The 20,393-nt window shown below is 66.1% G+C and carries 21 protein-coding genes and 1 pseudogene; 14 read left to right on the top strand and 8 right to left on the bottom strand.

Going from position 1 to position 20,393, the window contains the following annotated elements; translation table 11 throughout:
• The first annotated feature begins 10 nt into the window (after positions 1–10).
• Positions 11–862 carry a DUF429 domain-containing protein gene (locus tag SLQ30_RS25330; protein WP_319449639.1) on the top strand — a complete coding sequence of 284 codons (852 nt, stop codon included), beginning with the start codon at positions 11–13 and terminating at the stop codon, positions 860–862.
• A 4-nt stretch (positions 863–866) separates the two neighbouring features.
• Entirely contained in the window at positions 867–2,576 is a 1,710-nt protein-coding gene (gene relZ, locus SLQ30_RS25325; protein ID WP_319449640.1) for a bifunctional ribonuclease/(p)ppGpp synthase, read from the top strand.
• On the opposite strand, the gene SLQ30_RS25320 is transcribed toward relZ, so the two are convergent.
• Positions 2,573–3,184 carry a TetR/AcrR family transcriptional regulator gene (locus SLQ30_RS25320; protein ID WP_319449641.1) on the bottom strand — a complete coding sequence of 204 codons (612 nt, stop codon included), beginning with the start codon at positions 3,182–3,184 and terminating at the stop codon, positions 2,573–2,575. The genes relZ and SLQ30_RS25320 overlap by 4 nt on opposite strands.
• A 96-nt stretch (positions 3,185–3,280) precedes the next feature.
• On the opposite strand from SLQ30_RS25320, the gene SLQ30_RS25315 reads away from it, so the two are divergent.
• Positions 3,281–4,189 (top strand): alpha/beta hydrolase, encoded by a 909-nt coding sequence (locus SLQ30_RS25315; RefSeq protein WP_413468180.1) that lies wholly within the window; start codon positions 3,281–3,283, stop codon positions 4,187–4,189.
• Between the two features lie 3 nt (positions 4,190–4,192).
• On the opposite strand, the gene purD is transcribed toward SLQ30_RS25315, so the two are convergent.
• Positions 4,193–5,461: a phosphoribosylamine--glycine ligase gene (gene purD, locus SLQ30_RS25310; RefSeq protein WP_319449642.1), complete on the bottom strand. Its 1,269-nt coding sequence runs from the start codon at positions 5,459–5,461 to the stop codon at positions 4,193–4,195.
• A 109-nt stretch (positions 5,462–5,570) separates the two neighbouring features.
• On the opposite strand from purD, the gene SLQ30_RS25305 reads away from it, so the two are divergent.
• Together SLQ30_RS25305 and SLQ30_RS25300 are read left to right on the top strand one after the other, a co-directional pair.
• Entirely contained in the window at positions 5,571–6,797 is a 1,227-nt protein-coding gene (locus SLQ30_RS25305) for a cytochrome P450 (RefSeq protein ID WP_319449691.1), read from the top strand.
• A gap of 26 nt (positions 6,798–6,823) precedes the next feature.
• Positions 6,824–7,426 carry a TetR/AcrR family transcriptional regulator gene (locus tag SLQ30_RS25300; RefSeq protein ID WP_319449643.1) on the top strand — a complete coding sequence of 201 codons (603 nt, stop codon included), beginning with the start codon at positions 6,824–6,826 and terminating at the stop codon, positions 7,424–7,426.
• On the opposite strand, the gene SLQ30_RS25295 is transcribed toward SLQ30_RS25300, so the two are convergent.
• The 6 genes from SLQ30_RS25295 to SLQ30_RS25270 all read right to left on the bottom strand — a co-directional run bounded on the left by SLQ30_RS25295 (position 7,423) and on the right by SLQ30_RS25270 (position 12,927).
• On the bottom strand, positions 7,423–8,052 hold the full coding sequence (locus SLQ30_RS25295; protein ID WP_319458341.1) for a DUF5642 family protein: 630 nt from the start codon (positions 8,050–8,052) through the stop codon (positions 7,423–7,425). The two genes, SLQ30_RS25300 and SLQ30_RS25295, sit on opposite strands and share 4 nt — an antisense overlap.
• 69 nt (positions 8,053–8,121) lie before the next feature.
• Positions 8,122–9,348 carry a hypothetical protein gene (locus SLQ30_RS25290; protein ID WP_319449645.1) on the bottom strand — a complete coding sequence of 409 codons (1,227 nt, stop codon included), beginning with the start codon at positions 9,346–9,348 and terminating at the stop codon, positions 8,122–8,124.
• Positions 9,338–9,781, bottom strand: a complete 444-nt coding sequence (locus tag SLQ30_RS25285; protein ID WP_319449646.1) for a carboxymuconolactone decarboxylase family protein — start codon at positions 9,779–9,781, stop codon at positions 9,338–9,340. Before SLQ30_RS25285 ends, SLQ30_RS25290 begins: the two co-directional genes overlap by 11 nt.
• Before the next feature lie 4 nt (positions 9,782–9,785).
• Positions 9,786–10,679, bottom strand: a complete 894-nt coding sequence (locus tag SLQ30_RS25280; protein ID WP_319449647.1) for an NAD(P)-dependent oxidoreductase — start codon at positions 10,677–10,679, stop codon at positions 9,786–9,788.
• Positions 10,676–11,440, bottom strand: coding sequence for an SDR family oxidoreductase (locus SLQ30_RS25275; protein WP_319449648.1), 765 nt, complete (start codon positions 11,438–11,440; stop codon positions 10,676–10,678). The genes SLQ30_RS25280 and SLQ30_RS25275 overlap by 4 nt, the downstream gene beginning before the upstream one ends.
• A 17-nt stretch (positions 11,441–11,457) precedes the next feature.
• Complete coding sequence (locus SLQ30_RS25270; protein ID WP_319449649.1) at positions 11,458–12,927, bottom strand: aldehyde dehydrogenase; 1,470 nt, start codon at positions 12,925–12,927, stop codon at positions 11,458–11,460.
• Between the two features lie 201 nt (positions 12,928–13,128).
• On the opposite strand from SLQ30_RS25270, the gene SLQ30_RS25265 reads away from it, so the two are divergent.
• The 9 genes and pseudogenes from SLQ30_RS25265 (at position 13,129) to SLQ30_RS25225 (ending at position 20,381) form a co-directional block, all read left to right on the top strand.
• Positions 13,129–13,737 carry a TetR/AcrR family transcriptional regulator gene (locus tag SLQ30_RS25265; RefSeq protein WP_319449650.1) on the top strand — a complete coding sequence of 203 codons (609 nt, stop codon included), beginning with the start codon at positions 13,129–13,131 and terminating at the stop codon, positions 13,735–13,737.
• Entirely contained in the window at positions 13,734–14,930 is a 1,197-nt protein-coding gene (locus SLQ30_RS25260; RefSeq protein WP_319449651.1) for a cytochrome P450, read from the top strand. Before SLQ30_RS25265 ends, SLQ30_RS25260 begins: the two co-directional genes overlap by 4 nt.
• Positions 14,931–15,758 (top strand): SDR family oxidoreductase, encoded by an 828-nt coding sequence (locus SLQ30_RS25255; RefSeq protein ID WP_319449652.1) that lies wholly within the window; start codon positions 14,931–14,933, stop codon positions 15,756–15,758.
• A complete protein-coding gene (locus tag SLQ30_RS25250; protein ID WP_319449653.1) occupies positions 15,755–17,107 on the top strand; it encodes a cytochrome P450 in 1,353 nt (450 codons plus the stop codon). Before SLQ30_RS25255 ends, SLQ30_RS25250 begins: the two co-directional genes overlap by 4 nt.
• A gap of 8 nt (positions 17,108–17,115) precedes the next feature.
• Positions 17,116–17,322, top strand: a complete 207-nt coding sequence (locus tag SLQ30_RS25245; protein WP_319449654.1) for a ferredoxin — start codon at positions 17,116–17,118, stop codon at positions 17,320–17,322.
• 2 nt (positions 17,323–17,324) lie between these two features.
• Positions 17,325–17,864, top strand: a complete 540-nt coding sequence (locus SLQ30_RS25240; protein WP_319449655.1) for a nuclear transport factor 2 family protein — start codon at positions 17,325–17,327, stop codon at positions 17,862–17,864.
• A gap of 94 nt (positions 17,865–17,958) precedes the next feature.
• Positions 17,959–19,086 carry an NDMA-dependent alcohol dehydrogenase gene (locus SLQ30_RS25235; RefSeq protein WP_319449656.1) on the top strand — a complete coding sequence of 376 codons (1,128 nt, stop codon included), beginning with the start codon at positions 17,959–17,961 and terminating at the stop codon, positions 19,084–19,086.
• Between the two features lie 4 nt (positions 19,087–19,090).
• On the top strand, positions 19,091–19,522 hold the full coding sequence (locus tag SLQ30_RS25230; RefSeq protein WP_319449657.1) for a nuclear transport factor 2 family protein: 432 nt from the start codon (positions 19,091–19,093) through the stop codon (positions 19,520–19,522).
• A gap of 50 nt (positions 19,523–19,572) precedes the next feature.
• Positions 19,573–20,381, top strand: a pseudogene (locus SLQ30_RS25225) (SDR family NAD(P)-dependent oxidoreductase).
• The last annotated feature ends 12 nt before the right edge of the window (positions 20,382–20,393 follow it).

Raw genomic sequence — 20,393 nt, 5'->3', positions numbered from 1 at the left:
CAGTAAGCCCATGTACTTCGTCGGGCTTGACCTCGCGTCGGGCGAGAACAACCAGACAGGCGTCGCGGCGATCGATTCCGAAGGCCGACTCCACCACGTCGGGGTGGCGTACGACGACGACAGCATCGCGTCCACGCTCGCGCAGTACGTCGCTGGTGACTGCCTGGTGGCCATCGATGCGCCGTTGATCGTGCCCAATTCGACCGGATCGCGGCCGTGCGAGCGGGACCTGAATCATGACTTCGAGAAGTTCGACGCCGCCGCCCGCCCCGCGTCCAACGACAAGCCCGAGTTCAAGAATCCGCGCGGCGCCCGCCTGGCCGCCGCGCTCGGCCTCGACATCGACCCGGCCTCGAGTTCGAATCGACGGGCCATCGAGGTGCTCCCCGACCCGGCGTCCATCGTGCTGTTCGAGCTCGACAAGACCTTGAAGTACAAGCGCGGTCCATTCGGCGTCCGACAGCGCGAGCTACTGAAGCTGATGACGGGCATCGAGGAGCTCGACGCGGCGACGCCCCGATTGCGGGCCAACCGCAGTGTCGCGTGGGTTGAGCTCCGGCGGCGGGTGGAGGCCGCCACTCGACCCGGACAACTCGACAGGGACGAGGGCCCCGTCGACGCGCTACTCTGCGCTTACATCGCGCTGTACTGGTACGACCGCCCGGAGGACGTCACGATCTACGGCGACGTCACCCGCGGCTACCTCGTGACACCGACGTTGGCGGCGAGTCTGACGCCTGCGCAGGCGGACGGGCCGGACATCGCGACGCGGCTGGAAGATGCCGAGGCGCGGCTTGCTGAACTGGCCCAAGAGCTCGTCGACATCCGCCGACGGCTCGGCGCGCCCGATGGAGCACAGTAAGCGCATGTTCTTCATCGGCGTGGATCTCGCGTGGGGTGAACGCAAGCCCTCGGGCGTCGCCGTCGTCGACGACGACGGCAAGCTGGTCTATGTCGGCGCCGCGTCGGACGACACCAGCATCAGAGCCGCGGTCGCGCCGTACGTCGAAGGCGACTGTCTTGTCGCGTTCGACGCGCCACTGGTGGTGACCAACCCGACCGGTCAGCGTCCGAGCGAGACCGCACTCAACCGTGACTTCGCGAAGTTCGAGGCAGGCGCACACCCCACCAACACCGGTAAGCCCGAGTTCGCCGGCACGCCGCGCGCCGCCCGGCTGGCCAAAGCCCTCGACCTCGACATCAACCCATCCTCGAGTTCAAACCGACGCGCCATCGAGGTTTATCCGCACCCCGCGACGGTGGCGTTGTTCCGGTTGGGCCGGACCTTGAAGTACAAGTCGAAGCCGGGTCGGACCTTCGTGCAGCTTCGTTCGGAGCTGCTGCGTTTGATGGACCTCATCGAATCGTTGGCGCAGGCGACTCCCGCCTTGAGAGTGACCGACCACGACGGCTGGGCCGAACTGAGGCACTCGGTGGAGGGCGCCGAGAAGAAGAGCGAACTGCGCCGCGCGGAGGATCCGGTCGACGCCGTGGTCTGCGCCTACGTCGCGTTGTTCGCCACCCGTCGTCCCGAAGACGTGACGACCTACGGCGACGCCGAGACCGGCGCCACCATCACGCCCACGCTGCCGCCCGATTTGATCCCGGCCCCGCCGGAGCCGACGCCCGGCGCAGTCCGTGACGCGATCGCGCAGTTCGCCGACCGACGTCCCGGGCTGCTTGGTGCGACGGACCGCTACCTCACCCTCGTCACGACGCTGTTGGACGACGCAGGCATCAACTACCTCAGTGTCACCGCGCGAACCAAGAGCGTCTCGTCGTTCGCCGAGAAGGCCGATCGCAGTGTCGACGGCCGCCGGCTCTACACCGACCCACTTTCGGAGATCACCGATCAGGTCGGGTTGCGCATCATCACGTTCCTGCGCGACGACGTCACCACGGTGGCCAATCTGCTCTCTGAGGAAATGCAACTGCTCGATGACCGGGACATGGGGCAGGAGACGGCGCGGGAAGGCCGGTGGGGCTACGCGAGCCGCCACCTGCTCGTCGCGGTCGAAGGCGAACAGCAGCCGGCGTCCATCCAGGTCAGGACCGTTCTTCAGCACGCGTGGGCGGAGTTCGAACACGACATCCGCTACAAGGGCTCGATCCCGGAAGAGGACGCGCCCGATTTGGATCGCCGGTTCACGCTGGCCGCGGGGCTGTTGGAATTGGCCGACCGCGAGTTCTCGTCGATCCGTGAGCGGCTGAAGTCCTCGCCGCCGGCGCAGCAGTCCGAACAGTCCAGCGACCCGCGCATCGCCACCCCGGTGCTCGCCACGTACCTGGGCAACCGCTTCCCCGACGCGGGGTGGTCGCGAACCGAGCACTACGCGTGGATCTCGGGTCTACTGCTGGAACTCGGCATCGATTCGCCGGACGAACTGGACGAACTGCTCAGCACCGTCGACACCAATGCGGTCAACGAGAAGATGGGGTACCGCTATCCGGCAGGTGCGGTCCGCCGGTTGGACGACGCTCTGCTGGCCCGATTCGGCGAGCGCTATGTGGCGCTGACGGGCAACGCGCACCGGGTCGCGCAACTCCAGGCGCGACTCGAGAAACTGACTGACTAGTCGTACGGCGCCAACACGTCGATGACGTCGATGAGGGTCGCGCGCGCGGTTGCGCGCGGTCCTTCGCCGACGCCGACCATCGCGGCCACCACCGCGCCGTCGACGGCACACACCAGCGCCGTCATCAGTTCAGTGCGCACCGCCCGGCCCGAACGCTCGACCACTTCGACGACGGCGTCGGCGCGCTCTTTCATGATGCGGCGCTGGGCATCGCGTAGCCCCGGCTGCCTGGCGCACGCGATGTAGCGCTCGTAGCGCGAGATCAATTGTTCCGAAACCAGCGCGCCAGGGGCCTCGCCCACCAGAAGGTCGACCAACACGTCGGCCGTCGACTCGGCCCCGCGCCGACGTCGCGACAACGTTTCCACACGCAACCGAAGTTGTTCGGCTTCGCGCGTGCCGACGTGCTCGACGGCCTTCGCGATGAGGTCGTCGAGGGAAGAGAAGTAGTACGTCGTGGACGCCAGCGGGAGGCCCGCGCGACGGGCGACGGCGCGGTGCCGGACGGCGTCGAACCCGCCTTCGCACAGCAAGTCTGCGGCCGCGCTGACCAGCGCGTACCGTCGCCGTTCTCCCTTTGGAGTGACTGCTGCCGTCACGTCTTGCATGCTGCCAGCAACGGCACTGCGGCATCGCAGTTTCGGCTAAACGTCAGGCTCTACTCAGGAAAGCCCGCAACGGCCACGGGAATCCCCGATGGCATGATGGCCCTCATGTCAGCCATCAGTCGTCGGGCGGTGCTGCGACTCGGAGTCGGCGCAGCTGCCGGTGCGGCAGGCGCTTTCGCCATCGGGTCGACCTTCCGCGAGCCGCCGGTGTCCGCGCCGCCGGTGACCATGACGGGTGTCGGCGCACCACTTGCGCCTCCGCGTCCGATGCCTCCGCTCGAACCCGCCGCCCCGGCGCCGACGATGACGACCGGCTCCTTCGTCTCGGCCGCGCGTGGCGGGGTTCCCACGAACTGGGCGATCGCCCGCCCGCCGGGTCAGACTGCCCCGTTGCGTCCCGTCATCGCGCTGCACGGCAAGGGACAGGACGCCGCCGGAGTAATGGCAGGCGGCGTCGAACAGGGCTTGGCGCAGGCCGTCGCGGCGGGTATCCCGCCGTTCGCGGTAGTGGCGGTCGACGGTGGCGGAAGTTACTGGCACAAGCGCGCATCGGGTGAGGACTCGGGGGCGATGGTGCTCGACGAACTGCTGCCGATGCTCGCCGGCCAGGGCCTTGACACGTCCCGGGTCGGCTTCCTGGGTTGGTCGATGGGCGGCTACGGCGCACTGTTGTTGGGCGCACGCCTCGGGCCCGCGCGGACGGCGGCGATCTGCGCTGTCAGCCCGGCCTTGTGGACGTCCTCGGGCGGGACGGCACCCGGTGCGTTCGACGGCGCCGACGACTTCGCCGCCAACAGCGTGTGGGGACTGCCAGCGCTGGGGTCGATCCCGATCCGGATCGACTGCGGCAACAGCGATCCGTTCTATTCGGCGACCAAGCAGTTCATCGCTCAGCTGCCCAATCCACCGTCGGGCGGGTTCTCGCCAGGCGGACACGATGGCGCGTTCTGGAGTTCGCAGCTGCCTGCCGAGATCGCCTGGCTGGCCCCGCTGCTTGTGGCCTAGCCACTAGATGCTGATTCGACCCTCGGCCGCGGCGAGTCCGATGTCGGTGCGAAAGTGACTGCCAGGCAATCGAATCGAGCCCATCACGTCGTAGGCGGCCAACCGCGCCGATTCGAGGTCGGCGCCCGTTCCCACGATCGACAGCACGCGCCCTCCTGACGACACGATGGTGCCGTCGTCGCGGCGGGTGGTTCCGGCGTGCAACACGCCGTCCGCCTCCGAGCCGACGATGACGTCGCCGACACGCGGCCGGCCCGGATAGTTCTCGGCGGCGAGCACGACCGTGACCGCGGAACCGTCGCGCCAAGTCAGTGCGGGTGCATCGGCCAGTTCACCGGTGGCCGCCGCGCGCAGCAGTTGACCGAGCGGGCTATCCAGCAGCGCTAGCACCGCTTGCGTCTCGGGATCTCCAAAGCGGCAATTGAATTCGACGACGGCGGGCCCGCGGGAGGTGATCGACAACCCCGCGTACAGCAGCCCGCTGAACGCGCTTCCCCGCCGAACCAGTTCGGCAGCAACGGGTTTGATCACATCGTCCACGATCGCGGTGACGACGTCAGCGGGCAGCCAGGGCAGTGGGGCGTAGGCGCCCATGCCACCCGTGTTCGGCCCGGTGTCGCCGTCCCCCACCCGCTTGAAGTCCTGTGCTGGCAACAAGGGCACGACGGTCTCCCCGTCCACGACGCTGAACAGCGAAACCTCGGGCCCGTCGAGGAACGATTCCAACAACACCGGATGACCGGAGTCGAGCAGGCTGGCGGCGTGCGCGCGGGCGACGTCCCGGTCGGCCGACACGACGACGCCCTTGCCCGCGGCGAGTCCGTCGTCCTTGACCACCCAGGCCGGATCGCCCGCCGCGGGACCGAAGCGATCGAGCGCGGCGTCGAGGTGCGCGGGGTTGTCAACGATCTCACTGGCGGCGGTGCGGACGCCCGCCGCGGCCATGACGTCCTTGGCAAAGGATTTCGAGCCTTCGATTCGCGAGGCGTCCTTGGTCGGCCCGAAGCACGCGATCCCGGCCGCCCTGACGGCGTCGGCCACCCCGAGCACCAGCGGCACTTCGGGCCCGATCACGACCAGGTCGGCGCCGATACGTTGCGCGAGTGCGACAACGGCCTCGCCGGACGTGACGTCGACGTCGTACTGGTCGGCGATGGCCGAGGTGCCTGCGTTGCCGGGCGCCACGGCAAGCCCGTCCACCTCGGGATCCCTGCGCAACGCCAGCAACAGCGCATGTTCACGGGCTCCGGATCCGATTACGAGGACGCGCACGGTCAACAACCCTAGCGCCAAAGCCACGGGCATACACTCAGAGATCCAGTGTATGGTCTAGTCAAGAGAGTGCCGCACGTCACACGAAGAGGTGGTCGACTTGACGACAATGCAGAACTGTCCGCTCCTGCCCCCTGGGTATGACTTCACCGACCCCGACGTCCTGCTCAAGGGCATTCCGGTCACCGAGTTCGCCGAACTGCGCAAGACCGCGCCGGTGTGGTGGAACGCCCAGGGCGAGTCGATCTTCAACGACGGCGGCTACTGGGTGATCAGCCGGCACGAGGACATCAAGTCGATCTCACGCAACGGCGACCTCTGGTCGACGAACGCCAAGGGCGCGGTGATGCGGCTGCCCGACGGCGTCACCGCCGAGCAACTGGACCTGACCAAGGCGCTGCTGATCAACCACGACGCCCCCGATCACACCCGGCTGCGCAAGATCGTGTCGCGGCTCTTCACCCCGAGGGCCGTGGGGGCGCTCGAGGCGAAGCTCGCCGATTCGGCCCGCGAGATCGTCCGCACCGCTGCCGAGAAGGGCAGCGGCAACTTCGTTGAAGACGTCGCGGTGAGCCTTCCGCTGCAAGCCATCGCCGACTTGATCGGGGTGCCCGAGGCCGATCGCGAGAAGCTCTTCCACTGGACCAACTGCATCATGAACAGCGACGATCCGGACTTCGACTCCGACCCGACGACGGCCAATGCCGAGTTGATGGGTTACGCGTACAACATGGCCGAGGAACGCCGCCGGTGCCCAGCGGACGACATCGTGACCAAGCTGATCGAGGCCGACGTCGACGGTGAAGCGATGGGCGACGTCGAGTTCGCGTTCTTCGTCATTCTGCTGGCGGTGGCGGGCAACGAGACCACGCGCAATGCCATGACGCACGGCATGAACGCGTTCTTCGAACACCCCGAGCAGTGGGAGTTGTTCAAGCGCGAGCGCCCCGACACGGCCGTCGACGAGATCATCCGCTGGGCCACTCCCGTGCACTGCTTCCAGCGCACGGCGCTGGCCGACGTCGAACTCGGCGGCGTCACCGTCAAGGAGGGCCAGCGGGTCGGGCTGTTCTACAGTTCCGCCAACTACGACGAAGATGTCTTCGACCGGCCCTTCGAGTTCGACATCACCCGAAATCCCAACCCACACTTGGCCTTCGGTGGCAACGGCGCGCACTTCTGCATCGGCGCCAACCTGGCCCGCATGGAGCTTAAGTTGATCTTCAACGAGCTCGCCGACCAGCTGCCGAACATCGCCAAACTGGGCGAGCCGCAACGTCTTCGGTCGGGCTGGATCAACGGCGTCAAGAACCTACCGGTCTCCTACCGGGGCTGAACCGCGCTTCGGGCTACCATTCGCGCGTGCGCACACACGGTTGGTCGGGCTCGGCACCGGCGACGGATGACGAAGCCGTCGCGCGCATCCTCGCCGCCGCGGGCAAGGCGATCGACGAACGCGGCGCAGAGGTCGGCATCGCGGACGTCGCCCGCACGCTCGGTGTCACCCGTCAGACGGTGTACCGATACTTCCCCAGCACTGACGCACTCCTGGTGGCTGCCGCGACGCACGCGGCGACCGACTTCCTCGAGCGGCTGGCCGCTCATCTCGAGGGCATCACCGACCCTGTCGAGGCCACCGCCGAGGCCATTGCGACCGCTCTGGAGTGGCTGCCCAAGGACAAGGTCATCGGTCTGCTGGTGGTGCCGGGCCAAGTCAGCGCGCACGTCGAGTCGGTGACCTCCGAGGTCGCGCTTCAGTTCGCCAACGCGATGCTGCGTCGCTTCGACGTCGGCTGGGCCGCATTGGGTTTCACCGACGTCGAACTCGACGAACTCGCCGAGCACCTGCTGCGCATCATCCAGTCGTTCGTGCTCGACCCGGGGCGACCGCCACGTACAGGCGACGACCAGCGCGCCTACCTCCGCCGGTGGGTGGGCGGGGCCGTGCTCAGTACGCGTAGCTAGCGCCCGCGGATGGCCGCCACGGCCTTGACGAGCAGGTCGGGGAGAAACGGCTGGGCCTGAAAGTCCGGGGACACCCGCGCGTCGACGTGGACGTAGACGTGATCGTCGAGAATGGCGATGTAGTAGTACTCGGGTGGCGTGTAGTGCACCTTGAACGCGACCGTCGTGACGCCCGCGATTCTCGGCGCAGCGATCCTGTTGGCCGTGCCGTTCGGAAGCGCGCTGTCCACGTCGAACGTCATCCGGTCACAGCCCTTCGCGGGGATGCGCGCCGGAACCGTCACCTGGTCGTCGGCGCCGACGTAGATCGTCTGCTCGTCCGGTCCGTCGCCGCGCAGGCCGATGAAGTTGGCGCCGAGTGTTCCGTCGACGGGTTTGAGCAGGGCACGGCATTGCGGCGGGTCCACGCTGAACGACTTTCCGTAGGACACCGTGGTGCCGACCTGATCGACGACCTGGGCATGCGCTTGCTGCACTTCACCCGCCTGCACGCTGAAGTCGGGCGGAAAGTCGTGCTCGAGTGCGACCAGCCGGGCGAGCTCGGCATGACCCGACGCCGAGGTCGTTTGCGAAGGCGAGCAACCTGCCAGTGCGACGGTGACGGTCAACGCCAGCAACGCAGCCATCTGCCGGATCAGTCGACAGGAGCACATCCGTCCAGCGTAAACGCCGAACCTGAGCCCGAGCGGTGCGCCTCAGACGACCGTAAGCGGCAGCGACTTCCGATCCTCGAACACCCACGACGCGCCACCACTGAACTTGGTCACGGCGACTTCACCTAACTCCTTTGCGGCAGTGTCGGTCTCGATGACGCGGACCGTCCAGTCCGATTCGGTTCCAGAGACCTCGGCACGCAAATGCGGATCGACGGCGGCGACGATGGCTTGCAGCGGAAGGTTCGCGACGGGCGAGACCAACGAGATCCACGAACCGTCTTCATACGCGGGCGAGCGGCGCACGTGCACGAAGTCCGGGTCGACGTCCAGCGAAACATAAGCGGCCGGATTGAACAGCGGATGCAGCTCCAGCACCCGCAGCGCACCCTTGACGCCGCCGGGCAACTTCAACGCCTTGTGGATGCGCTCGGCGGCCACGCCAGCGATGCCGATCAGCTGCTTGGTGCGGATCGACTGCGCAAGGGCGACATCGTCCTTCGCGCGGGACTCCACCGCCAGCGTGAACGACTTCACCAGCAGGTGCATCTGCAGACAAACCTCGTCGGCGATCCGGACCAACGCCGAATGCGAGAACGCGCCGAAGTCGACGTCGGACAGCAGCGGGCCCGAATAGTCGGCCATGCCCTCGTCGTTCGGATCGATCGGGTCGAGCTCGCACGAGTGCGCGTGTGTGGCCGCGACGATGTCCATGGCCGGGATGAACGGCACCTCCGGGTAGGACTCGTCGATGATCACCGTCCATCTGCAGTGGGGGTGCTGGTCGGACGGCGTCCTCGGCGGGCGGTGAATCGGCCGGACCTGGGTCTTGCGATTGGTGGCCAGCGCGGTCGCGTCGAAGGTCGGGTCCTCGATGTCGTGGCACATGCCCTGGACGTAGTCCTCGCCCATCGGCTCGACGTCCATCAGCGCACCGCAGTGGTTCAGGTAGAACTCGCCGTGCCAACGGTCGTGCACTTCGTAGCGGAAGTCCATGAATTGCGGCGGCGCACCGATGTCGAGCTGCAGTCCCTTGAAGATCGTGATGACGTCGACGCCCTCGTACTTCAGCGCCTTCTGCATCCGCTTGGTGTAGAGCGGGCTGGACGCCGCCCACTCCTCGATGGCGACCTGCAGCATTTCTTCGCGGCCCCAGGCGCTGATGCAGTGCGCCATCCCGGAGCGGTCGATGAGTTGTCCGATCAAGAGCAGTTCGGGCACTAGGACGGCGAGTTCTGCGCGCGACAGCGCGGCATACCTACTTGTCATCGAGCACCTTCCCGGTGTTCATCTTGATGGCCGCGCTCACATTCGCCCGCTTGTCCTCGCCCTCTCCCTTTTCTGCGGCCTTGCGGCGCTTACCGGCGACCTTGGTAACGGTTCCGTTGAGCCCGGAGCCGAGCGGGAAGCCCACGTACTGCGTCAGGAAGATGGCCACCTCCTTCAGTTCGTCCTCGGTGAACTCCTCGTTGAGCAGCGCCGCGTTGACTTGCACCTCGCCCAGATCCTGCCTGCCCTGTGCCGTCACCACCGCCAGCGTGAGCAGCCTCTTGTCGCGCATGGTCAGGCCGGGGCGTGTCCAGATCGAACCGAACAGATGGTCGACGGTCAGATCGAAGTAGGGGTCGCCCTCGATGTTGGGCATCTCCCACCCGTAGACCTCGTTCATCTTCTCGAGGCCCTTCTTGCGCTGCTCGTCCATCTCGCTATTCCTTTGCGGTCGAAGTCGTATGCGGGACACCAAGTCCGGCCCCGAGGTCCCGCAACGCTATCTCCGCCAGCGGCAGTTCCACTCCGGCGGCCTCGCCGAGCGCGAGCGCCAAACCCAGGTCCTTTTCGGCCAGCCCGCGGGTGTGGACGAACATGTCGTGGACGAAGTGATCGGGTTGCAGCGGTTTGGTGTCATCGCGGACCATGATCGCGCCGGGGCCGCCACTCTGCGCGTCGCTGTGCCGCACCACCCGCCCCAGCTTCTGGAGGTCGATCCCGGATGCCTCCGCCAACTTCTGCGCCTCGCACGCGGCGGCGAAGCCGATGTAGGTCAACATGTTACGGGCCAGCTTCATCCGGGTGCCCGCGCCGGGGTCGCCTGCGCGGACCACCATCGAGGCCCACTTCTTGAACACCGGCTTGACCACGTCGTAGGAATCGTCGTCGGCCCCCACCATGACGGCGAGCTCGCCCTTGGCCGCGGCGCCTGCACCACCGCTGACTGGAGCGTCGACGATGTGAATTCCCTTGGGCCGCAGCTGCTCGGCCAACTCGCCCGCCGTATCGGGATCGATCGTGGAGTGGATCGCGATGACGGTGCCCGGCTTGGCGTGTGCGGCGAGTTCACCCACCACCTCGCGCACCTGCGCGTCGGTGAGCACGGTGACGCTGATGACGTCGGCTTTGGCGACATCGGAGACGCTGTCCGCCAGCGTCGCCCCGAGCTCGGCCAGCGGGGTCATGGCTGCGGTGCGGACGTCGAAGACGATCAGACCGCCAGGCCAGTCCGCGAGCCGCTTGGCCATCGGCAGGCCCTGATTGCCGAGCCCTATGTAGCCGACCTTCAGGGTCTGCTCTTCGCGCGAGCGCTCATCGCCAGGTCCGCTCATGACCGGAAGATCTGTCCGCCGTCGACGTTGAATATCTGACCGGTGACCCACTTGGCCTGATCCGAGAGCAGGAACAGACACATGCCGACCAGATCCTCGGGTTCGCCCATGCGCGACAACGGAATACCCTTGACGATGTCGGCCACCATCTCCTGCGGCGTCGTCGTGCGGTTGGCCTCGGTGTCGATGGGGCCAGGAGCTATCGCGTTGATGCGGATGTTCTGACCGCCCAACTCCGTGGCGAGCTGCTGGGTCAGGCCGTTGATGCCGACCTTGGCCAGCCCGTAGAAGTTCGAGTACAGCCACGCCGCGGTCGACGACTGGTTGACGATCGCCCCTCCGCCACGCTTGGCCATCTTGCGGTAGACCGCGCGGGTGCACAGCAGCGCGCCGTCCATGTTCACGCTCATGAACTTCTTGTAGTAGTCCCAGTCGACGGACACGAGGAAGTCGAGCTTCATCCCGCCGAAGATCGCGGCGTTGTTCACCAGGTAGTCGATGCCGCCGAACTCCGAAAGCGTCTGCGCCGCCATCTCCTTCGCAGAGTCGGGGTCGCTGACGTCGACGCGCACCGCAAGGGCGTTGCCACCCTCGCCCTTGATGCCGTCGGCGACCTTCTGCGCGCCCTCGACGTTGATGTCGGCGACGACGACCGCGGCCCCCTCACGAGCCAGCGACTCGGCGTACACCTGCCCGATGCCACCGCCGGCCCCGGTGACGATGGCCACCTTCTCCGTGAACTGATCTCCGTAGAGTCCCATTGAGCGTCCCTTCCCTCTTAGTTCGCTGCCGTGGCAATCGCCTTGGTCTCGAGGTACTCCTCGAAACCGGCGAGCCCCATCTCCCGGCCGATGCCGGATTGCTTGTAGCCGCCGAACGGCATGTCGGCGGAGTACCAGACGCCACCGTTGACGTTGACGGTGCCGACGCGCATCCGGGCGGCGACGCCGGCGGCACGCTCCTCGTCGGGCGAGAACACCGTGCCCGACAGTCCGAACGGCGAATCGTTGGCGATGCGCACCGCGTCGTCGTCGCCGTCGTGTGCGATGACCGTGAGCACCGGTCCGAAGATCTCCTCGCGCGCGACCTTCGCGTTGTTGTCGAGCCCGGCGATGACCGTCGGCTCGATGAAGAACCCGGTGTCGCGGTCGGCGGGACTTCCACCGCCGCAAGCGAACTTGCCGCCCTCGGCGATCGCCGAGTCCAGGTAGCCCTGGATGCGGTCGCGCTGTCGGGCCGAGATCACCGGGCCGCAGATGGTGCCCGCGTCGGTCGGGTCGCCGGGCTTCAGGCCCGCCATGGTGCCCGCGGCTGCTTCGACGGCCTCGTCGTAGCGGGCACGTGGCACCACCAGCCGCGTGGTGATAGCGCACCCCTGGCCCGCGTGCATCGAGGCCGTGAATGCCGACATCGAGCACGCACCAGCGAGATCCGCGTCGTCGAGCACCAGGAACGCCGACTTGCCGCCGAGTTCGAGGAAGACCTTCTTGAGCGTCGCCGAACCGTCGGACATCACCGCGCGACCCGTGTTCGTCGACCCGGTGAACGACACCATGTCGACGCGCGGGTCCTTCGACAGCAGCGCGCCGACGGCGTGGTCGTTGGACGTAATGATGTTGATGACACCCGCGGGAATGTCGGTGTGGTTCAGGATGAGCTCGCCGAGCACCGCTGCGCACCACGGGGTGTCGGGGGCCGGCTTCAGCACGACGGTGTTGCCCGCCGCCAACGCAGGACCCAACTTGGCGAGGTTGATCTGATGCGGGAAGTTCCACGGCGTGATGGCTCCGACGACGCCGACGGCCTCGCGCGCGATCGTCCGGTGCGTCTTGATGCCCATCGGCGCCGCGATGCCGAAGTCGGTAATCCACTGATAGGACTCCGCGGTGTCGGCGCAGAAACTGAGGTCCTCGACGGGTCCTTCGAGTTGCGCCATCGACGTCAGCATCACCGGGGCACCGACCTCGGAGATCGTCAACTCCCGCAACTCTTCTATGTGGTCGCGCATGGCCTGCTGCAGCTGACGGATGCCGCGAACCCGCAACTCGACGTTCGTCGACCAGTCGGTCTCGTCGAACGCCCGGCGCGCGGCGCCGATCGCAGCGTCCATGTCGGCAGCAGTGGCGTCGGCTGCGACACCGAGCGTCTCCTCGGTGGCCGGGTTGATGGTGCCGAACGTGCCCCCACTGCCTGCCACCAACTTTCCGTCGATGAGCAGTCGGCTCTCGCGATCACCCAGTAGCGCCATCAAAACTCCTATGTGCCAAATCTTGGTATAAATGCCTGGACAGCTGTCCGGCTACGTTCAGTCGAACCATAGTCTCAGAGGCCTGCGTGTTGCAAGGGTGCAACACTGAAGGGCTCGAATCGATCTACTAACATGCGCGTTGTACTGCTATTTTATCCAATCGGCTTGCCTTAGTGCCGCGGCGTCAGATAACTTGGACATGTGTCCAGCGATGCAGTGGTAGCCGTCACCGAGTTGGCCGCGGCCGACCCAGGGGAGCCGCCGCGCAACCGCAGGCAGGAGGAGACCTTTCGCAAGGTACTCACCGCGGGAATGGAGATGCTGCGGGAATCCTCCTACGCCGACCTGACGGTCCGGGCCGTGGCCGCGAGGGCGAAGGTCGCACCAGCGACGGCGTACACCTACTTCTCGTCGAAGAACCACCTGATCGCCGAGGTCTATCTCGACCTGATGGGCCAGGTGCCGTACTTCACCGACGTCAACGAACCGATGCCCAGCCGGGTCGAACAGGCCCTACGGAGCCTCGCGCTGGTGGTCGCCGACGAGCCCGAGGTGGCGGCGGCCTGCACCACCGCGCTGATGTCAGGCACCGATCCGACCGTGCGGCGAGTCCGCGACCGCATCGGCGCCGAGATCCACCGCCGCATCAGGTCGGCCGCGGGCCCCGAATGCGACCCGCGCGTGGTCTCGGCGTTGGAGATGACGTTCTTCGGCGCGCTCGTCAACGCAGGCAGCGGCGCCTTCACTTACCACCAGATCGCTGACCGACTGAGCTACGTGGTCGGCCTCATCCTCGGAGAAGACAAGTGACAGTGTCCGACGTGCTGCTGGACCCGTACGACTACGACTTCCACGAAGACCCCTATCCGTACTACAAGCGGCTGCGCGACGAGGCCCCGCTGTACCACAACGAAGAGCAGAAGTTCTGGGCGTTGTCGCGGCACACGGACGTCGTGCAGGGCTTCCGCAACAGCACCACGCTGTCCAACAAGCACGGCGTCTCGCTCGACCCGATATCCCGCAACGAGCATGCGCACCGGGTGATGTCGTTCCTCGCGCTCGACGATCCCGGGCACCTGAGGCTGCGCACGCTGGTCTCGAAGGGGTTCACGCCCAGGCGAATTCGTGAACTCGAGTCGCGTGTCACCGAGATCGCGGTGGAACACCTCGACGCCGCGTTGCAGTCGGAGGCGTTCGACTACGTGGATGACTTCGCTGGCAAGTTGCCCATGGACGTCATCTCGGAATTGATGGGCGTGCCAAAGGATGACCGCGTTCGCATTCGCGCGCTCGCCGACGGCGTGATGCACCGCGACGACGGCGTCAAGGACGTGCCCGCCGAGGCCATCCAAGCGTCGGCCGACCTGATGGTCTACTACGCCGACATGGTCAACCAACGCCGAGCGAACCTCACCGACGACCTCACCTCAGCGTTGGTGGAAGCCGAAATCGACGGCGACAGGCTGACCGACGAGGAGATCATCGCGTTCCTGTTCCTGATGGTCGTGGCTGGCAACGAGACCACCACCAAACTCCTTGCCAACGCCGCCTTTTGGGGCTTCAAGAATCCCGACCAACTGGCCCCGGTCTTCGACGACCATTCGTTGGTCAAGCCATGGGTCGAGGAGACGTTGCGCTACGACACGTCCAGCCAGATCCTGGCCCGCGCCGTGTCCGCGGACATGACGCTGTACGACACCGTGATTCCCGAAGGCGACGTGTTGTTGCTGCTGCCCGGCTCGGGCAACCGCGATGATCGCGTGTTCGAAAACCCCGACGACTACCGTATCGACCGTGAAATCGGTTCCAAACTGCTGAGTTTCGGCAGCGGCGCCCACTTCTGCCTTGGCGCTCACCTGGCCAGGATGGAAGCCCAGGTCGCACTGACGGAGCTGTTCAAACGCATCAGCGGCTACGAGGTGGACGAGGCGAACTCCGTTCGGGTCCACTCCAGCAGCGTCCGCGGCTTCGCCCATCTCCCTATCAACGTGAAGGCTCGATAGATGCCCCGTTTCGCCCCGCTCCCCGACCGCAGGCCGGCCATCGTCGCCGGAGCGTCCGCCGGCATCGGTGAGGCCACTGCCATCGAACTCGCCGCCCGCGGGTTTCCCGTCGCACTTGGCGCCCGGCGGGTGGAGAAACTCGACGACATCGTCGGCAAGATCAACGCCGAGGGCGGTGAGGCCGTCGGATTCCACCTCGACGTCACCGACCCCAACTCGGTGAAGTCGTTCGTGGCCAACGCCGTTGACGCGCTCGGTGAGATCGAGGTGCTGGTCGCAGGCGCCGGGGACACCTACTTCGGCAAGCTCGCCGAGATCACCACCGAGGACTTCAACTCGCAACTGCAGATCCATCTGGTCGGCGCCAACCGGCTGGCCAGCGCGGTGCTGCCGGGCATGCTCGAACGCCAGCGCGGCGACCTCATCTTCGTCGGCTCGGACGTCGCGCTACGGCAGCGCCCACACATGGGCGCCTACGGCGCCGCCAAGGCCGCACTGGTCGCCATGGTGACCAACTACCAGATGGAACTCGAGGGCACCGGCGTGCGCGCGTCGATCGTGCACCCCGGCCCGACGAAGACGTCGATGGGCTGGAGCCTGCCCGCCGAGTTGATCGGCCCGGCGTTGGAGGACTGGGCCAAATGGGGCCAGGCCAGGCACGACTACTTCCTGCGGGCCGCCGATCTGGCGCGCGCCATCACATTCGTCGCGGAGACGCCGCGCGGCGGGTTCATCGCGAACATGGAACTTCAGCCAGAAGCACCATTGGCCAGCGATCCCGCCGAGCGCCAGAAGTTGATTCTGAACGAGGAGAACCTGTCGTCATGACCGCAGCAATCGTGCCCCGCGTATCAGGTGGCGAAGAGGAATACGGCCACCTCGAGGAATTCCGAACGGACCCAATCGGTTTGATGCACCGCATTCGCGAAGAGTGCGGTGACGTCGGCTGGTTCCAACTGGTCGACAAACAGGTCGTCATGCTGTCCGGGTCGGAGGCCAACGAGTTCTTCTTCCGCTCGACCGACGCTGAGCTCAACCAGGCCGAGGCCTACCCCTTCATGACGCCGATCTTCGGTGAGGGCGTGGTGTTCGACGCCGACCCCGAGCGCCGGGCTGAGATGCTGCACAACACCGCATTGCGCGGCGAGCAGATGAAGGGTCACGCTGCGACCATCGAGAACGAGGTCAAGAAGATCATCGCCGACTGGGGCGACGAGGGCGAGATCGAACTGCTCGACTTCTTCTCCGAGTTGACCATCTACACCTCGACGGCCTGTCTCATCGGGCTGAAGTTCCGCGAGCAACTCGACAGTAGGTTCGCCGAGTACTACCACCAACTGGAACGCGGAACCGACCCCCTGTGCTACGTCGACCCGTACCTCGACATCGAGAGCTTCCGCATCCGCGACGAGTCGCGCGTCAAACTCGTTGCGCTGGTTCAGGAGATCATGGATGGTCGCATCGCCAACCCGCCCAAGGGCAAAGAGGATCGCGACCTGCTCGACGTGCTGGTCTCGATCAAGGACGACGAGGGCAACCACCGCTTCACGGCCAACGAGGTCACGGGCATGTTCATCTCGCTGATGTTCGCGGGACACCACACCAGCTCGGGCACCTCGTCGTGGACGTTGATCGAGTTGATTCGACACCCCGAGGTCTACTCCGAGGTGCTGGCTGAGCTCGAGGAGCTCTACGCGGACGGGCAGGAGGTCAGTTTCCATGCGCTGCGCCAGATTCCGAAGCTGGACAACGTCGTCAAGGAGACGTTGCGGCTGCACCCGCCGCTGATCATCCTGATGCGCGTCGCGCAGGGCGAGTTCGAGGTTCAGGGCTTCCCGATCCACGAGGGCGACTTCGTCGCAGCGTCGCCGGCGATCTCGAACCGAATTCCGGAGGACTTCCCCGACCCCGACGACTTCAACCCCGACCGCTACTTGAAGCCGCGGCAGGAGGATCTGGCCAACCGCTGGACGTGGATTCCCTTCGGCGCAGGCAAGCACCGCTGCGTCGGGGCGGCGTTCGCCCAGATGCAGATCAAGGCGATCTTCTCGGTGTTGCTGCGCGAGTACGAGTTCGAGATGGCGCAGCCGGCCGACAGCTACCGGAACGACCACTCCAAGATGGTCGTGCAGCTGGCTCAGCCGGCGAAGGTGCGCTACCGCAAGCGGGCCAAGTAGCAATCGTCATGGGCTGCTATCGCGTCGAACTCGACGAGGACCTGTGTCAGGGCCACGCCATGTGCGAGTTGGAGGCCCCGGACGTGTTCGCCGTCCCTAAACGCGGTGTCGTCGAGATCCTCGACGCCGAGCCACCCGACGACATCCGCGAGGACGTCGAGCGGGCGGTCGATATGTGTCCCACCCAAGCAATATCCATCCGAGAGAAGGATTGACAATGGCGTCACGCGAAGCACTCGACGACTGGGTCTCACGCTGGCTGCAGGCCAACAAGGACTCCGAGGCGGCAGGCGACTGGAAGAACTTGGCCGACTTCTACACCGACGACGCCACCTACGGCTGGAACATCGGGCCGAAGGAAGACGTCATGTGCGTCGGCAAGGAAGAGATCCGCGACGTCGCCCTCGGGTTGGAGATGGAAGGCCTCGACAACTGGGTCTACGAGTACCAGAAGGTCCTGGTCGACGAGAAGCAGGGCGAGATCGTCGGATTCTGGAAGCAGATCGTCAAGAAGGGTGACGGCACCCAGGACGAGATCTACGGCATCGGCGGCAGCTGGTTCCGGCTTAACGATCAGCTCCTCATCGAGTGGCAGCGCGACTTCTTCGACTTCGGCCACGTCGCCTACATGTTCGGCAAGCTCATCGGGTCAGGCGATCTGTCCGACGGCATGCAGAGGCGCATCGAGCGCAGCGTCGCGGGCGAGCAGCTACCCGGCTACTACCCACTCGGCCAGGCCCCCGTCCCGATCTGGTGAGCTCCCGGCCAAGCGGTTGCTTGGGGGTGCTTGTGACGCACCTAACTAATGGCTCTAGTCTGGCTTTACTGGCTCTAGCGGAAGGCTCATAGAGATGAAGACCAAGGGTGCGCTCATCTGGGAGTTCAACCAGCCGTGGTCGATCGAGGAGATCGAAATCGGCGATCCCGTCAAAGACGAGGTCAAAATCCAGATGGAAGCGTCGGGCATGTGCCACTCCGACCACCATCTTGTAACAGGTGACATTCCGATGTTCGGCTTCCCGGTACTCGGTGGTCACGAGGGCGCGGGCATCGTCACCGAGGTCGGCCCTGGCGTCGACAACATCGCCGTTGGCGACCACGTCGTGCTGTCGTTCATCCCGTCCTGTGGCGAATGTCCGTCGTGTCAGGCCGGCCTGCGCAACCTCTGCGATCTCGGCGCGGGTCTGCTCGGCGGCCTGGCCGTCTCCGACAACACCCACCGCATCACGGCCAAGGGCCAGCCCGTCTTCCCGATGACGCTGCTGGGCACCTTCAGCCCCTACATGGTGGTGCACAAGAGTTCCGTGGTGAAGATCGATCCGTCCATCCCGTTCGAGGTCGCCTGCCTGGTGGGCTGCGGCGTGACGACGGGCTACGGCTCGGCCGTGAAGGCCGGCGACATCCGCCCGGGCGACGACGTCCTGGTGATCGGTGTCGGCGGTGTCGGCATGTCGGCCGTCCAGGGCGCGGCCAACGCCGGTGCCAGGAACCTCTTCGTCATCGAGCCCGTGGACTGGAAGCGCGATGCGGCGCTGAAGTTCGGTGCCACTCACGCTTACCCGGACGCGGAATCCGCTGCCGCGGGTATCGCCGAGGTCACCCACGGGCTAATGGCCAAGCAGGTCATCGTGACCGTCGGCGAGCTGAAGGGCGCTGACGTCGACACCTACGTCGGACTCACGGCCAAGGGCGGCACCACCGTGCTGACCGCCATCGGCAGCCTGCTCGACAACAACGTGTCGTTGAACTTGGCCATGCTGACTCTGATGCAGAAGCGCATCCAGGGCACCATCTTTGGCGGCGGAAACCCCCACTTCGACATTCCTCAGCTGCTGTCGATGTACAAGGCCGGCAGGCTCAACCTCGACGACATGATCACCCGGCAGTACAAGCTGGAGCAGATCAACGACGGCTACAAGGACATGCTGGAGGGGCGCAACATCCGCGGCGTCATCCGTTACACCGACGCCGACAGGTAAACGGGTGTCGATCGATACGGCGCAGCAGTCGCCCGTGGTGGCGGCGTCGGAGGCCTCTTGGCGCTGCGTTCAGACGGGCGACCGCGAGGGCTGGCTGGCCCTGATGGCCGACGACATCCTGGTCGAGGATCCGATCGGCGAGGCCGTCACCAACCCCGACGGCACCGGCGTGCGCGGCAAGGAAGCGCTCGCCGCGTTCTACGACGCGAACATCGGGCCCAACGAGTTGACGGTCACGCGCGAGCAGACGTTCACGTCCAGCTCGCCGACCGAGATCGCGTACATCCTGGTGCTGCGCACCAAGTTCCCGAACGGCTTCACGGCCACGGTGCGTGGCGCGTTCACCTACCGCGTGAACGACGAGGGCTTGATCACCAACCTTCGCGGCTACTGGAACATGGATGCGATGGAGTTCGCGCAGGAGGAGTCCAGCTGAGGAGTGAGCTGGCCGGCCGCGGCGCTGTCGTTGTCGGCGGATCCCGCGGGATCGGGCTCACGGTCGCCGAAAAACTTGCGGCCATTGGCGCCAACGTCGTCGTCAATGGTCGTGACCCGGCCGCGGTGGACGCGGCCGTCGGGCGCATCGGTGGCAGTTCGATCGGGTTTCCGGGCTCCCCGGCCGACCCTGCCATCGCCGATGCACTGATCGACTGCTGCACAACCGAATTCGGCCGCATCGACATCCTGGTCAACTGTGCGGGCACCCCAGAACCAGCGGGCTCGTCGATACTCACGGTGAGCTCCGCACAGTTCCGCGACCTACTCGATGCACACCTCGGCACGACGTTCGAAACCTGCCGCGCCGCAGCGCCGAAGATGGTCGCGCAGGGCGGCGGGGCGATCGTCAACACCAGTTCGTTCGCGTTCCTCGGCGACTACGGCGGCACCGCTACCCCGCGGGCAAGGGCGCCGTCAACGGCCTCACGCTGGCGATCGCCGCCGAGCTTCGTGAGCATGGCGTCCGCGCGAACGTCGTGTGCCCGGGCGCCAAGACGCGGATCTCGACTGGTCCCGACTACGAGGCGCAGATCGCCGAGCTAACCCGCCGTGGCATTCTCGACCAGGCGAGCGCAGACGTCGCGCTCGACGCCCCGCCAGCGGAGTACGTCGCGCCGACGTACGCCTATCTGGTCAGCGACCGCGCCAAGGACGTCACCGGCCAAATATTCGTGGCGGCAGGTGGATTCGTCGGTCGCTTCGCTCGCGCCACGCCAGACATCCTCGCGTATCGCGATCACCAGGGCTCGCCGCCGTGGTCGCTCGACGAACTCGACGGGTTCATTCACGGGGGCTAGCGGCCCCAGCAC

The sequence above is a fragment of the Mycobacterium sp. RTGN4 genome (genome assembly GCF_033804635.1).
Taxonomy (GTDB): Bacteria; Actinomycetota; Actinomycetes; order Mycobacteriales; family Mycobacteriaceae; genus Mycobacterium.
The sequence above is the reverse complement of the archived record's forward strand: the minus strand, read 5'-3'. Positions and strand labels throughout refer to the sequence as shown.